The following is a 14,741-nucleotide window of genomic DNA, read 5'->3' on the forward strand; positions in this document are numbered from 1 at the left end:
GTCACCGGTGACACCGACGCGCACTTGTTGCCGTTGAGTCGAACCGGTACACCTCGCCGTACCGATCTCAGGAAGCCCCGGAGGAGGTACACGTGCGCACCACGAGAACCGTTCCTGCGAGACCTGTACTGATCGTCACCCTCGGTCTCGCGACGGCGGGCTTACCCCTGCTCACCCCTCAGACCGCCGGCGCGGACCCGAAGCCCGTCACCCGGGAGGCCCCGGCCGTCGAGGACCGTGCGGCCCGGGCACCCGCGAGCGCGGCCCGGCGCGCCCTGACCGCCGAGACCTCCCCCGCCCCCACGACCGCCACCCGCGGCTACCCCCGCCGACAGCGTCTCTCCCTCGACCCGCAGAACCCCGGTGACAAGTCCCTGAAGCTGGGCCTCACCCCGTACCACGCGATCGCCCCGAAGCTGAACGCCCTGCAACGCCTGGGCGACCGCGTCAGTGTGGAGGTGACCGGCCGCTCGGCCGGCGGCCACCGCCTCTACCTGGTCACCGTCACCGCCCCGGAGTCCACCCGCCAGGCCCGCGCCCAGGAGCGGATGCGCGCACTGATCGAGAACGCGCCCGCGTCCGCCGCGAAGTCCCGCGAGATCAAGCAGACGTACAAGACCCCGGTCTTCGTCAACAGCAACATCCACGGCAACGAGTGGGAGGGCACGGACGCCTCCCTGAAGCTCATCGAGCGGCTCGCGACGGCCAAGGACGCCAAGACCCGCGACCTCCTGGCGCACAGCCGCCTGTACTTCAACGTCACGGCCAACCCTGACGGCCGTATCGCCGGCACCCGCGCCAACGCGAACGGCTTCGACCTGAACCGCGACTTCGTCACGGCCTCCCAGCCCGAGACCCGCGCGATGCGGCGGATCCAGCTCGACAAGCAGCCGGCCGTGCTGCTCGACCTGCACGGCTACGTCAACGGCACGCTCATCGAGCCCACCACTCCCCCGCACGGCGAGAACTACGAGTACGACCTCTTCCTGAAGAACTCCTACGCCAACGCCCTCGGCATGGAGTCCGCCGTCAACGCCCTCGGCTACACGCCGGCGAAGGACGGCGTGGAACCGGCGCAGATCCCGTTCCGCGACCAGGAGGAGGGCTGGGACGACTGGCCGCCGATCTTCACCCCGCAGTACGCGGCCTTCCATGGCACGGTGGCCGCGCACACGGTGGAGATCCCGCTGGCGGTGAACAACGAGGAGTACGACACCCTGCCCGTCCGGGAGCTGCGCCGCCGCTCGGCGGTCAACACGGCGGTGGCGGGCGCGGCCGTCCGCGCGACCCTGAATCACGTCCGCGAGCACCGCGCCACCCTCGTCGCCGACCAGATCGAGACCTTCCGCCGCGGCGCGGCGGGCGCCCCGCAGGTGGCGGTCTCACCGAGGACGGTCCCCGGCGTCCCCGGCATCGGCCCGGAGGACGTCTACACGACCGACTTCCCGCGCGCCTACGTCATCCCGCCCGGCGACTCCCGCGCCCAGCGCTCGGCCCCGGCCGCCGCCCGCCTCGTCGATCACCTCCTCGCCAACGACGTCCGCGTCACCCGCGCCACCCGCCCCTTCCGCCTGGCCGGACGGACGTACCCCGAGGGCTCGCACGTCGTCGACCTGCGCCAGCCCAAGCGCGGCATGGCGAACGTCCTGCTGGCCGACGGCCGGGACATCAGCGACAAGGTGTCGGCGATGTACGACATCTCCGGCTGGAGCCTGGGCCGGCTCTGGGGAGCCACGGTCGAGCGGGTGACCTCGGGCAGCCTGCGGGGCGCGCCCCTGCGCCCGGTCACCGAGGCCGCACCCGTCGCCCATGTGCCCGCGCACGGCACCCTCCGCCTGCGCCTGACCGACCCGCGCGAGATCGCGGCCCTCAACTCCCTCCTCGGGCAGGGAGTCCCGGTCCGGCAGGCACGGGACGGCAGCGCGATCGTCCCGGCGTCGGCACGCCGCCAGGCCCTCTCAGCCGCCCGCAAGCACGACGTCTCGTTCACCGCGACGCACCTCAAGGGCGACACACCCCTGCACCGCGTCCGCGTCGCCGCCGCCGTCACCCCGGGTGAGCTGTTCGCCCTGCGGGAGATGGGCTTCGACGTCACTCCTGTCTCGACGGCCGTCCTCAACAACGGCTTCGACTGGTCAGGCACGGACGCCCTGTTCGTGTCGGCCGGCCTGGACCACGCCTCCCTCACCGCCCCCGCCCGCAAGGCCCTGGACACCTTCCTCGACGGTCACGGCCTGGTCGGCCGGGGGGCGACGGGAGCGGCCCTGAACGCGGCGGCGGGCCTGCTGGCCGTCAAGCCGGTCGGGGGCAACCCGGACGCCAACGGCGTCGTACGCGCGGTGAACTCGGGCCGCCTCACGCACGACGCGCCCGCGCACACCTTCGTCTACGCCCCACTCTGGTTCACCGACCTCGGCCCCGGCGTGCGAGCGGAGCAGTCGTACGCGAACGGGAACCCGCTCCTCTCCGGACACTGGCGCCCGCTCCGGGACGGCAGCGGCGGCCCCGCGGCGGCAGCGGGACAGGCCTCGGTGGTCAGCGGCGGCAAGACGGTCCTGTTCGGCACCGAACCCCTCTTCCGGAACCACCCCAAGGGGGAATTCCCGCAGGTGGCGAGGGCATTGTTCACAGTGGCACACAGCGGTTCAGCGAAGGAGAACGGATGACACAGGAGATCCACGGCACCGTGGCCGACGGCTTCGAGGGGGTACGCGAGGAGTTCGCCGCGTTCGTGGCCGGGGAACGCCCCGACTACGAGGGCCAGCTGTGCGCCTACGTCCACGGCCGCAAGGTCGTCGACCTGTGGGCGGGCACGGAAGCGGACGCCCTCTACGGCGTGTTCTCCTCCACGAAGGGCGCCGCCTACCTGGTAGTGGCTCTCCTCGTCCAGGACGGCACGCTCGAACTGGACCGCAAAGTGACGTACTACTGGCCGGAGTTCGCGGCCGAGGGCAAGGGCGACCTGACCCTGCGCGATCTGCTCGCGCACCGCGCGGGGGTGGTCGGCACGGACACCGGCTTCAGCCTGGCGGAGCTGGCCGACGACCGCCAGCTCGCCGAACGCCTCGCCGACCAGCGCCCGTTCTGGCGCCCCGGCACGGCGTTCGGCTATCACGCGCTGGTCGCCGGCGCCCTGACCGGCGAAGTGGTACGCCGCGCCACGGGCCGCACGCTCCAGGAGATCTACCAGGAGCGCGTCCGCACGCCGTACGCCCTGGACTTCCATCTGGGCCTGCCCGCACCCCAGGAACCCCGCTTCCGCACCACCCAGCCGATGGCCCCGACCCCGGACCAGCAGACCCTCCTCGACGCCACGCCCACGGGCCCGCACACCCTCGCCTCGATCGCCTTCAACCGCAACGCGGCGGAAGCCACCGACCTGGCCTCCCTCCCCAACATGCCGCTGGTCCGCGCCAAGGGCCCGGCATCGGTGGGCGGAGTGGCGTCCGCGCGGGGCCTGGCCGGGATGTACGCGGCGGCGATCAGCGGCCTGGGTGAGCAGGCTCCGCTGCTGAAGCCGGACACGGTGGCGGAGTTCGGCCAGTTCCACTCGGTCGGCTACGACCTGGTGGCACGTGCCCACAAGTCGTTCGGCCTCGGCTTCCAGACGACGGCTGACACGTGGCACCCGTTCCTCGGCGCCGGGACGATCGGCCACAGCGGCGCGAGCGGCTCCCAGGCCTTCGCGGACCCCTGGAGCGGCCTGGCCTACGGCTACACCCGCCGCCGTTTCGCGTTCCCCGGCGGGGCCGCCCCCGAGAACGACCGTCTGGCCCAGGCGATCCACCGGGCGGCACTCACCGCCTGACCCCGGGCACGAGCGGAGGCCGCACCCCACGTCCAAGGGTGCGGCCTCCGCGTAGCCAACGACAACGGTCAGGCCAGCGTCACGGTGATGTTCCCGCGGGTCGCCTTCGAGTAGGGGCACACCTCGTGCGCCTTCTCGACGAGCACCCGCGCGGCGCCCCGCTCCACCTTCGGCAGGTCGGCCGAGATCTCGACGATGATCCCGAACCCGTCCCCGTTCTTCCCCAGGCCCACCTTCGCGGTGACGGTCGAACCGGTGAGATCGGCGCCCGTCTCCCGGGCGACGACACCCAGAGCCCCCTGGAAGCAGGCGCTGTAGCCGGCGGCGAACAGCTGCTCGGGGTTGGTTCCGGCGCCACTGCCCCCCATGGCCTCCGGCGGGTTGACGACGACGTCGAGCCGGCCGTCATCGGTGGCCACACGCCCGTCGCGCCCGCCCTCCGCGGTGGCGACGGCGGTGTACAGAACATCGGACTGGTGGATCGGCATGCGGTTGTGTTCCTTCATTCGTCCGCCGCGGCTCGCGCCCGGGCCGAGCGGATTCGGAAAAAACTTACCGCATATCGAAAACCAACAGAAGCCGTCAGAGCTTGACGATCATCTTCCCGGTGTTGTCACCGCGCAGCACGCCCAGGAACGCCTCGAGATTGTTCTCGATGCCCTCGACGACGGTCTCGCGGTACTTCAGCTCACCGGAGGCGACCCAGGGGGCGACCTCGCGCACGAACTCCGGCTGGAGGTCGTAGTGGTCCCCGACGAGGAAGCCCTCGATCCGGCCGCGCGTCGCGATGAGCCGGGCGAGGTTCCGCGGGCCCGGGGCGGGCTCGGTGTTGTTGTAGACGGAGATCATGCCGCAGACGGCGATCCGGCCGCCCTGGTTGAGGGAGCCGATGGCCGCCTCCAGGTGGTCACCGCCGACGTTGTCGAAGTAGACGTCGATCCCGTCCGGGGCGGCGGCACGAAGCTGCTCGCTCACCGGCCCGTCCTTGTAGTTGAAGGCGGCGTCGAAGCCGTACTCCTCCACGAGGAGCTTCACCTTCTCCTCCGACCCCGCCGACCCGATGACCCGCGAGGCGCCCTTCAGCCTGGCGATCTGCCCGACCTGCCCGCCCACGGCACCGGCGGCACCGGACACGAAAACAGTGTCGCCCTCCTTGAAGGAGGCGGTGCGCAGCAGCCCGGCGTAGGCGGTGAGACCCGTCATGCCCAGCACACCCAGGTACGTCGACAGCGGCGCGGCGTCCGCGTCCACCTTGACGGCGTTCTTCGCGGCCACGACGGCGTACTCACGCCACCCGAGGAAGTGCAGTACGTGATCCCCGACGGCCAGCCCGTCGACGTTGGAGGCCACGACCTCGCCGACGGCACCGCCCTGCATGACCTTGCCGAGCTCGAACGGGGCGACGTAGGACTTGGCATCGCTCATGCGGCCCCGCATGTACGGGTCCACGGAGAGGTACTTGTTCCGGACGAGGACCTGCCCCTCACCCGGCTGCGGGACCTCCGCCTCGACGAAGGCGAAGTCCTCGGGCTTCGGCCAGCCGACGGGACGGCTCGCCAGGTGCCACTCACGGCTGACGGCGGGGAGGGTGGGGGTGTCGGTCATGATGCGCCTGTCCTCACTGGCTCGATGCGGATGTTTCAGTAACTGAAACAACCATGCTCCTGAAAATTTCAGGTTGTCAAATAACCGGGTACCCTCGATGGCATGGCCTCCACCACACCGACGCCCCAAGAGACGACCAACCGCCCGGATCCGCTGACCCTCGAGGTCGTCGAGCTCATCGGGGAGGTCGTGGCCCGGTTCCACGAGGACTACGAGGAGGCTGCGGCGGAACACTCCCTCACCGGGGCTCAGGCCCGGCTGCTGAGCCTGCTGTGCCTGGAGCCGCTGCCGATGCGGAGGCTTGCCCAGCGGCTGAAGTGCGAGCCGTCCAATGTCACGGGGATCGTGGACCGGCTGGAGGCGCGGGGGCTGGTGGAGCGGCAGCCGGATCCGGCGGACCGGAGGGTGAAGGTGGCGGCGGCGACGCCGGAGGGGCGGGCCGTGGCCCGGAGTCTGCGGGAGGCACTGCGGTTCGCTCGGGAGCCGCTTGCCGGGTTGTCGGAGGGGGAGAGGGTGGCGTTGCGGGATGCGTTGCGGGCGATGCTGGAGTGAGGCTGTCGGGGCTGCCAGGTGCTCGGCGTCGGCACCGGGGACGGGTGGGTGCGCAGCCCGGTGCTGCATGGTGCTCGGCGTGGATGCTGGGGCCGGGGGGTGGGCACGCAGCCCGGCGTAGCGGGGTGCCGCTGCGCCCACCCGTGCCGCCCCCAGCGGCACGCATGCCCGCAGCTGGGGCGGTGCGCATGCCCGCAGCGGCGGGCGCCGGACTGCGCAAGGGGCCGTGTCGGGGGGTGTCCGCCCGCAGTGGTTGTCGCGTCAACGGACAGTGAGTCGGCGTCCGACCCCATCGCGACGTTCCGAGGACGGACACCCCCCGACGCGGCCCCGACCCACCACCCACCCGCAGGCGACTACGTGCACCACCACAGGAAGCGGTCACACGTCCTCGTCGGGGACGGTTCCGGCGTCGGCGTCGGCGCCGGGGTCGTCGGGTCCGCGGTGCGGGTCGGAGCCGGGGGCGGAGGGGCAGCCGTGGGCGCCGAGGTCGGGCGGCTCGAAGACGTTTCCGGCGCGGCAGAAGACCGAGTCGGCTCAGGGCGCTTCGACTTCTCATCCTCCGGGGATTCGGAAGCCGACGGCGAGTCAGACACCCCCGGGGAAGGGGTCCTCGACGCTCCCTCGACCCCGGCCTTGTCACCCGCGGGGCGGACAGTCTCTTCCGCACCCCCCGGCTCCCCCTCCGCCTCCGCCGGCTTCGACGTCGACTTGGGCGCGTCCATGCCCAGCTCGGCGAGGCTCAGCCCGCCCGCCGCCAGCACGAACCCCGCCGCGATGAACAGGGTCCGACGCCGCCGTCGGCGATGCGCGGCCGCCTTCCGGTCCCGCCGGCTCGCCCCACCCGGACCATCGGAGACCGGCCCGTGCCCGTGCCCGTGCCCGCGCCCACGCCGACGAGCGGCACGCCCCACCGGCTCCTCATCGTCGTAGCCCTCGCGTTCGCCTTGCTCACGCCCCTCGGGCTCAGGGCCATACTCCGGCTCAGGCCGCCGCAGCGCATCCGCCGAGGTGCCGCACCCCGGGCACGCCAGCGCGCCGTTGAGGTGCCGTCGGCACGGGTCGCAGTAGTCCATGACGCGGGAAGATTAAGTTCCGCGCCGGTCACGTTCCTAGCTCCAGCTGTGAAGGTTCTGCACGGACCCACCCCACCCCTGGTTTCGAAACTGTCGAAACCGTTATGCGCGCGACCCATTGACACCCCGACCACCGCATCCTTACTGTCACGCCAGCATTTCGAACGTGTGCCGAAATCTCGAACACGTCGAACTGGCTGAATGAACTGAATGACTGACGGAACTGAGCCGACGAAGCTGCGAGGGACAACCGCCGTGCGCATCACCGGAATCAGCACACACGTGGTCGGGACGCCGTGGCGCAACCTGACCTACGTCCAGGTGCACACCGACGAGGGGATCACCGGAGTCGGCGAGACCCGGATGCTGGGACACACCGACGCCCTTCTCGGTTACCTGAGGGAGGCCGAGGCCAACCACATTCTCGGCTCCGACCCCTTCGCTGTCGAGGACCTCGTCAAGCGCATGAAGTACGGCGACTACGGCCGCGCGGGCGAGATCGTGATGTCCGGTATCGCCGTGATCGAGATGGCGTGCTGGGACATCAAGGGCAAGGCCCTCGGCGTCCCCGTCTGGCAGCTGCTGGGCGGCAAGGTCACCGACAAGGTCAAGGCATACGCCAACGGCTGGTACACCACGGAGCGGACGCCCGAGGCGTACCACAAGGCCGCCCAGGGCGTGATGGAGCGCGGCTACCGCGCCCTCAAGATCGACCCCTTCGGCACGGGCCACTTCGAGCTGGACCACCAGCAGAGCCTGTACGCCGTCTCCCTCATCGAGGCCGTCCGGGACGCCATCGGCCCCGAGGCGGAGCTGATGCTGGAGATGCACGGCCGCTTCTCCCCCGCCACGGCCGTGCGCCTGGCCAAGGAGCTGGCCCCCTTCAACCCGGCGTGGCTGGAGGAGCCGGTCCCGCCGGAGAACCTCAAGGCGCTGGAGAAGGTCGCGGCCAAGGTCGACATGCCCGTCGCGACCGGTGAGCGCATCCACGACCGGATCGAGTTCCGCGAGCTGTTCGAGAGCCAGGCCGTGGACATCATCCAGCCGGACGTCGGCCATATCGGTGGAATCTGGGAGACCAGGAAGCTCGCCGCTACAGCGGAGACCCACTACATGCTGGTGGCTCCCCACAACGTGGGCGGCCCGGTCCTCACCGCCGCGAGCCTCCAGGTCGGTTTCACCTCCCCGAACTTCAAGATCCTGGAGCACTTCAACGACTTCGCGGACGCGGAGATCAAGAAGGTCGTCAAGGGCGCCCCGCAGGTGAACCCGGAAGACGGCTGCTTCCACCTCTCCGACGCCCCCGGACTGGGTGTCGAGCTGGACGTGGACGCCGCCGCCGAGTTCCCGCAGCAGCAGGCCCGTTTCGACCTCTGGGCGGAGGGCTGGGAGCAGCGCAAGCCCAAGGGCGCGCAGTGAGCGTCCGGCCCCCGGAAACCCGGAACCGGCAACCGAAACCTTCGAAAACCGGAGGAGCGACGTGAGCACCGCGGTAGTGATCGACGCCCCGGGCGAACACCGCCTCGTCCCGCACGAGCCCCGGCACCCCGAGGCCGGCGAGGCGCTGGTCCGCGTCCACGCGTCCGGCATCTGCGGCAGCGACCGCGAGGTCTACCAGGGCAACCGCCCCGAGGGCTACGTCCGCTACCCGCTCACCCCGGGCCACGAGTGGTCCGGGACGGTGGAGGCGGTGGGCGCGGGCGTCCCCGCGTCCCTCGTCGGCCGCAAGGTCGTGGGCGAGGGCTTCCGCAACTGCCAGGTCTGCGACCGCTGCCACGCGGGCGACACGACGCTGTGCACGGCCGGTTACGAGGAGACGGGGTTCACCCAGCCGGGCGCGATGGCGACGACGCTGACGCTCCCCGCCCGTCTGCTCCACACCCTCCCGGACGACTGCGACCTCACCGCCGCGGCCCTCCTGGAACCGGCCGCCTGCATCGCGGCCGCCGCGCTGAAGGCGAACGCCCAGCCCGGCGAGCGGGTCGCCGTGGTCGGCACCGGCACGCTGGGCATGTTCGCCGTGCAGTTCCTCAAGGCGAACTCGCCGGCCGAACTACTGGTGGTCGGCACCCGCCGCGACCGCGAGGCGCTGTCGCGTCAGTACGGCGCGACGGACTTCCGGACGAAGGACCAGGAACTCCCGGACGACATCGACGTGGTGATCGAGACGGCCGGATCGGCGGACGCCGCCCGGATCTCCGCCGCCCTGCTCCGGCGGGGCGGCCGGCTGGCCCTGACGGGCATCCCGGCGCCGGGTGCCGACGGCCTCGACCCGACCGATCTCGTCGTGAAGCAGTTGGAGGTGCACACCGTCTTCGGCGCTCCGCCGGACGCCTGGGCGCACACGGTGCGGGTGTTCGCCGCCGGTCTGCTCGATCCGCTGCCGCTGGTGACGCACGAGCTGCCGCTCACCGAGTTCTCGCAGGCCATCGAGCTGGTGGGGGCCGGTGATCCGAAGGTGGGCAAGGTGCTGCTCCGCCCGTAGACGTACGCCGGTACGGGGGCAACCTGACGGCTCCCGTACCGGCGTACCCCACCTCCGCACAGCCTTGCCATACCCAGAGCCGCGAACCTCGTCCGAAATATCGAACCGAAGGACTTTCCTGTGACCGACGCTCCCGCCACGGCAGCCCGCAGGCCCGGTGAGCAGGCGCTCGCCGATCTCGGCCTGAAGGCCCCCGCCCTCGACCCCGCCGACGCCTCGCCGCACTCCTTCCCCGGCGGCGGCCGCTGGCGCACCGAGATCCCCTCCTGCGAGGGCCCCGAGGCGCTGACGGTGGTCCTGAAGGAGGCCTCGCGGCTGGACGTGCCGATCCACCGGATCAGCCAGGGCAGCGGCGTCTGGATGCTGACCGACGCCGAGATCACCGAGATGGTCGAGTCGACGGCCGAACGCGACATCGAGCTCTGCCTGTTCACCGGCCCGCGCGGCACCTGGGACATCGGCGGCTCGACCCGGACCGACTCGCGCGGCGCGGGCCTCAGAGCCCGCGGCCACGACGCGGTCGCCGGATGTGTCGAAGACGCCGTCCGGGCCACGGAGTTGGGCGTCAAGTGCCTGCTCGTCGCCGACGAGGGCGTGCTGTGGACCCTGCACCGGGCGCGCGCGGCCGGCATCATCCCGGCCGACACCACCCTGAAGGTCTCCGCGCTCATCGGCCCGGTCAACCCGGCGGCGTACGCGGTCTACGAGCGTCTCGGCGCCGACTCGGTCAACGTGCCCAGCGACCTGACGCTCGATCACCTCACCGAGATCCGCCGGGTGTCGGGCGCTCCCATGGACATGTACATCGAAGCCCCCGACGACCTCGGCGGCTACGTCCGGATGTACGAGGTCGCCGAACTCATCAGACGCGGCGCCCCGTTGTACCTGAAGTTCGGCCTGTCGAAGGCGCCCGGGATCTACCCCTACGGGCACCACATGCGGGAGTTGACCCTGGCCACCGCCAAGGAACGCGTGCGCCGCGGCCGGCTCGCCCTGGACCTCCTGGCACGCCACGGGGCGGACGGCGACATGGCGCCGCTCGGCTCGCGACTGCCGGGCGATCTGCAACGGTTCGAAATCTCGGCATAACGTTCCGGAAACTCGGCTTCACAAAAGAAGACACAGCCGACCACAATCCGACACATCTCTTCTCGGTCTTTCCGGCACGACCACCCGGAGCGACTTCGCGCCTCCCAGACCGAGCCCTGCACACAGATCAAGGATGATCAATATGCGTAACCGCAGAGCCGCTCTCGCCGCCATAGCCGGAGCCGCGTCCCTCGCCCTGACCCTGTCCGCCTGCGGCCAGAGCAGCGAGGGCGGCAGCAAGGAGAGCGAGGGAGACGCCAAGGGCGGCACCATCGGCATCGCGATGCCGACCAAGTCCTCCGAGCGCTGGATCCTCGACGGCGACTACGTCAAGAAGAACCTGGAGGCCAAGGGCTACACGCCCAAGCTGGTCTACGGCGAGGACGACCCGGACCAGCAAGTCTCCCAGGTCGAGAACCTGATCACGCAGGGCGTCAAGGCGCTGATCATCGCCGCCATCGACAACAAGTCGATGAACAACGTGCTCCAGCAGGCCAAGGACGCGAACATCCCGGTCATCTCCTACGACCGCCTCATCCTCGGCACGCAGAACGTCGACTACTACGCCTCCTTCGACAACGAGAAGGTCGGCGAGCTCCAGGGCAACTACATCGTCGAGAAGCTCGGCCTGAAGGACGGCAGTAAGAAGGGCCCCTTCAACATCGAGCTGTTCGCCGGCTCCAACGACGACAACAACACCCGCTACTTCTTCGGCGGCGCGATGAAGGTGCTCCAGCCCTACATCGACAAGAAGCAGCTCGTCGTCCGCTCCGGCCAGACCAAGCTCAACCAGGTCACCACCCTGCGCTGGGACGGCGGCACCGCCCAGAAGCGCATGGACGACATCCTGACCTCGGCCTACAAGAGCGAGCGGGTCGACGCCGTCCTCTCCCCCTACGACGGCATCTCCATCGGCATCCTGTCGGCGCTGAAGTCCGACGACTACGGCTCCAAGAGCAAGCCGCTGCCGGTCGTCACCGGCCAGGACGCCGAGGTCGCCTCCCTGAAGTCGATCGAGGCGGGCCAGCAGACGCAGACCGTCTTCAAGGACACCCGCGAACTCGCCAAGGTGGCCACGAACATGGTCGACGCGGCCCTGAACGACAAGAAGCCGGAGCTCAACGACACCAAGACCTACGACAACGGCGCCAAGGTCGTGCCCGCGTACCTGCTGAAGCCGGTGAGCGTCGACAAGTCCAACTACCAGAAGATCGTCATCGACTCCGGCTACCACAAGGCAAGCGACCTCAAGTAGTCCCCGCCACCGACCGACGATTCACCACTGATTGGAAGGCACGACCATGGCGGGACCCGTCCTGGAAATGCGCTCGATCGTCAAGACCTTTCCCGGCGTCAAGGCGCTGTCGGACGTCACGCTGAACGTCCGGCAGGGCGAGGTCCACGCCATCTGCGGGGAGAACGGCGCCGGCAAGTCGACCTTGATGAAGGTCCTCTCCGGCGTCCACCCGCACGGCAGCTACGAGGGCGACATCCTCTTCGAGGGAGAGGTCTGCCAGTTCAAGGACATCCGGGCCAGCGAAGAGCGCGGCATCGTGATCATCCACCAGGAACTGGCCCTGGTGCCCTATCTCTCCCTCGCGGAGAACATCTTCCTCGGCAACGAGCACGCCACCCGCGGGATCATCAGCTGGACCGAGACCCTGCGGCACGCCACCGAACTGCTGCGCCGGGTCGGTCTCACCGACCACCCGGACACCCGCGTCGCCGACATCGGCGTGGGCAAGCAGCAGCTCGTGGAGATCGCCAAGGCGCTCTCGAAGAAGGTGAAGCTGCTCATCCTGGATGAGCCGACCGCCGCGCTGAACGACGAAGACAGCGGCAAACTCCTGGATCTCATCCTGGAGTTGAAGAAGCAGGGCATCACCTCGATCATCATCTCCCACAAGCTCAACGAGATCCGCAAGGTCGCCGACTCGGTGACGATCATCCGCGACGGCCAGAGCATCGAGACCCTCGACGTGAAGGCCCCGGAGACCACCGAGGACCGGATCATCAAGGGCATGGTCGGCCGCGACCTGGAGCACCGCTTCCCGGAGCGGTCGCCGCACGAGCCCGAGGAGGGCGTGGCGCCCGCCCTGGAGATCCGGGGCTGGACCGTGCACCACCCGATCGACCAGCAGCGCAAGGTCGTCGACGACGTGTCGCTCCAGGTGCGGCGCGGCGAGATCGTCGGCATCGCGGGCCTCATGGGAGCCGGCCGCACCGAGCTCGCGATGAGCGTCTTCGGGCGGACGTACGGCCGGTACTCCGGCGGCACGGTCCTCAAGGACGGGACCGAGATCCGTACGAAGACCGTCCCCGAGGCGGTCAGGCACGGGATCGCGTACGTCACCGAGGACCGCAAGCACTACGGCCTCAACCTCATCGACACCATCAACCGGAACATCTCGCTGAGCGCCCTGGGCAAGGTCGCCAAGCGCGGTGTGGTCGACGAGCACGAGGAACGACAGGTCGCCGAGGGCTTCCGCAAGTCCATGAACATCAAGGCGCCGACCGTCTTCGAGCCGGTGGGCAAGCTGTCCGGCGGCAACCAGCAGAAGGTCGTCCTCAGCAAGTGGATCTTCTCGGGTCCCGAGGTGCTGATCCTGGACGAGCCGACGCGCGGTATCGACGTCGGTGCCAAGTACGAGATCTACACGGTCATCGACCAGTTGGCCGCCCAGGGCAAGGCGGTCGTCTTCATCTCCTCCGAGCTGCCCGAACTGCTCGGCATGTGCGACCGCATCTACACGATGGCCGCGGGGCGGCTGACCGGTGAGTTCTCGAAGGCCGAGGCCTCCCAGGAATCGCTGATGCGTCAGATGACGAAGGACAAAGAGGTAACCCGATGAGCACGGACGTGACCGCCAAGACGCCGGCCCCGGCGCCGACCGGCAAGGGAGGGGAGGGCACCGGACTGCTGCAGCTGATGACGGACGGCATGCGCCGCAACATGCGGCAGTACGGCATGCTGTTCGCGCTCGGCCTGATCGTGGTCCTGTTCGCCGTGTGGACCGACGGCGACCTGCTGCTGCCGCGCAACGTCTCCAACCTGGTGCTGCAGAACAGCTACATCCTGATCCTCGCGATCGGCATGATGCTGGTCATCATCGCGGGCCACATCGACCTGTCGGTCGGCTCGCTCACGGCGTTCGTCGGCTCGATGGCCGCCGTGTTCATGGTCAAACACGACATACCGTGGCTGCTCGCCGTGGTGCTGTGCCTGGCCGTGGGCGCGGTCGCGGGTGCCATCCAGGGGTTCTTCATCGCGTACGGCGGCATACCGTCGTTCATCGTGACCCTGGCCGGCATGCTGATCTTCCGCGGTCTGACCGAGATCTTCCTGGAGGGCCAGACGCTCGGCCCGTTCCCGGAGGGCCTGCAGAAGGTCGCCAACGGCTTCCTGCCCGAGGTCGGCCCGAAGACCAACTACCACAACCTGACGCTGCTGCTGGGCTTCGCGATGATCGCCTTCGTGATCTTCCAGGAGGTCCGTGACCGCAAGCGGCAGCAGGAGTTCAACCTGGACGTCCCGCCCGCCAAGCTGTTCCTGCTGAAGCTGGTCGCGCTCGGCGCCGCCATCCTCACGCTGACGATGCTGCTGGCCAGCTACAAGGGCGCCCCGATCGTCCTGCTGATCCTCGGTGTGCTGCTCGTCGGCTTCGGCTACGTGATGCGCAACGCGATCATCGGCCGCCACATCTACGCGATCGGCGGCAACCTGCCCGCGGCCAAGCTGTCGGGTGTGAAGGACAAGAAGGTCACCTTCCTGGTCTTCCTGAACATGGGCATGCTCGCGGCCCTGGCGGGTCTGGTCTTCGCCGCCCGCTTCAACGCGGCCTCTCCCAAGGCCGGCCTCAACTTCGAGCTGGAGGCGATCGCGGCCTCGTTCATCGGCGGTGCGTCGATGAGCGGCGGTGTCGGCACCGTGCTCGGCGCGATCATCGGCGGCCTGGTCCTGGGCGTGCTGAACAACGGTATGAACCTCGTCGGCATCGGCACCGACTGGCAGCAGGTCATCAAGGGCCTGGTCCTGCTGGCCGCGGTCGGGTTCGACGTGTGGAACAAGCGCAAGGTCGGTTCGTAAGTCAGATCGGGGCCCCGCCGGGAAGGCGGGGCCCTCTCC

General features: G+C 69.6%; 11 protein-coding genes. 9 read left to right on the forward strand and 2 right to left on the reverse strand.

What is annotated here, in order from left to right; all coding sequences use genetic code 11:
* The first annotated feature begins 92 nt into the window (after positions 1-92).
* Together ACFZBT_RS00065 and ACFZBT_RS00070 are read left to right on the forward strand one after the other, a co-directional pair.
* Positions 93-2,666 (forward strand): M14 family zinc carboxypeptidase, encoded by a 2,574-nt coding sequence (locus ACFZBT_RS00065; protein ID WP_391097290.1) that lies wholly within the window; start codon positions 93-95, stop codon positions 2,664-2,666.
* Positions 2,663-3,808 carry a serine hydrolase gene (locus tag ACFZBT_RS00070; protein WP_391097291.1) on the forward strand — a complete coding sequence of 382 codons (1,146 nt, stop codon included), beginning with the start codon at positions 2,663-2,665 and terminating at the stop codon, positions 3,806-3,808. Before ACFZBT_RS00065 ends, ACFZBT_RS00070 begins: the two co-directional genes overlap by 4 nt.
* 68 nt (positions 3,809-3,876) lie before the next feature.
* On the opposite strand, the gene ACFZBT_RS00075 is transcribed toward ACFZBT_RS00070, so the two are convergent.
* Together ACFZBT_RS00075 and ACFZBT_RS00080 are read right to left on the reverse strand one after the other, a co-directional pair.
* Positions 3,877-4,296 (reverse strand): Ohr family peroxiredoxin, encoded by a 420-nt coding sequence (locus ACFZBT_RS00075; RefSeq protein ID WP_391097292.1) that lies wholly within the window; start codon positions 4,294-4,296, stop codon positions 3,877-3,879.
* 94 nt (positions 4,297-4,390) lie between these two features.
* The gene (locus ACFZBT_RS00080; protein ID WP_391097293.1) at positions 4,391-5,413 is read right to left on the reverse strand and encodes a zinc-binding dehydrogenase; all 1,023 of its coding nucleotides are present in this window, start codon (positions 5,411-5,413) and stop codon (positions 4,391-4,393) included.
* Positions 5,414-5,515: 102 nt separating this feature from the next.
* On the opposite strand from ACFZBT_RS00080, the gene ACFZBT_RS00085 reads away from it, so the two are divergent.
* From ACFZBT_RS00085 to mmsB, 7 genes are all read left to right on the forward strand, one after another.
* A complete protein-coding gene (locus ACFZBT_RS00085) occupies positions 5,516-5,965 on the forward strand; it encodes a MarR family transcriptional regulator (RefSeq protein ID WP_391097294.1) in 450 nt (149 codons plus the stop codon).
* 1,331 nt (positions 5,966-7,296) lie between these two features.
* Positions 7,297-8,460: an enolase C-terminal domain-like protein gene (locus tag ACFZBT_RS00090; protein WP_391097855.1), complete on the forward strand. Its 1,164-nt coding sequence runs from the start codon at positions 7,297-7,299 to the stop codon at positions 8,458-8,460.
* 61 nt (positions 8,461-8,521) lie between these two features.
* Positions 8,522-9,526, forward strand: a complete 1,005-nt coding sequence (locus tag ACFZBT_RS00095) for an alcohol dehydrogenase catalytic domain-containing protein (RefSeq protein WP_391097295.1) — start codon at positions 8,522-8,524, stop codon at positions 9,524-9,526.
* A 120-nt stretch (positions 9,527-9,646) separates the two neighbouring features.
* Entirely contained in the window at positions 9,647-10,615 is a 969-nt protein-coding gene (locus ACFZBT_RS00100; protein ID WP_391097296.1) for a hypothetical protein, read from the forward strand.
* 142 nt (positions 10,616-10,757) lie between these two features.
* Positions 10,758-11,870, forward strand: a complete 1,113-nt coding sequence (gene chvE, locus ACFZBT_RS00105; protein WP_391097297.1) for a multiple monosaccharide ABC transporter substrate-binding protein — start codon at positions 10,758-10,760, stop codon at positions 11,868-11,870.
* A gap of 46 nt (positions 11,871-11,916) precedes the next feature.
* Positions 11,917-13,467, forward strand: coding sequence for a multiple monosaccharide ABC transporter ATP-binding protein (mmsA, locus tag ACFZBT_RS00110; RefSeq protein ID WP_391097298.1), 1,551 nt, complete (start codon positions 11,917-11,919; stop codon positions 13,465-13,467).
* On the forward strand, positions 13,464-14,702 hold the full coding sequence (gene mmsB / locus ACFZBT_RS00115) for a multiple monosaccharide ABC transporter permease (RefSeq protein ID WP_391097299.1): 1,239 nt from the start codon (positions 13,464-13,466) through the stop codon (positions 14,700-14,702). Before mmsA ends, mmsB begins: the two co-directional genes overlap by 4 nt.
* Positions 14,703-14,741 lie beyond the last annotated feature (39 nt).

It is taken from the genome of Streptomyces sp. NPDC008137, from assembly GCF_042957035.1.
Taxonomy (GTDB): Bacteria; Actinomycetota; Actinomycetes; order Streptomycetales; family Streptomycetaceae; genus Streptomyces.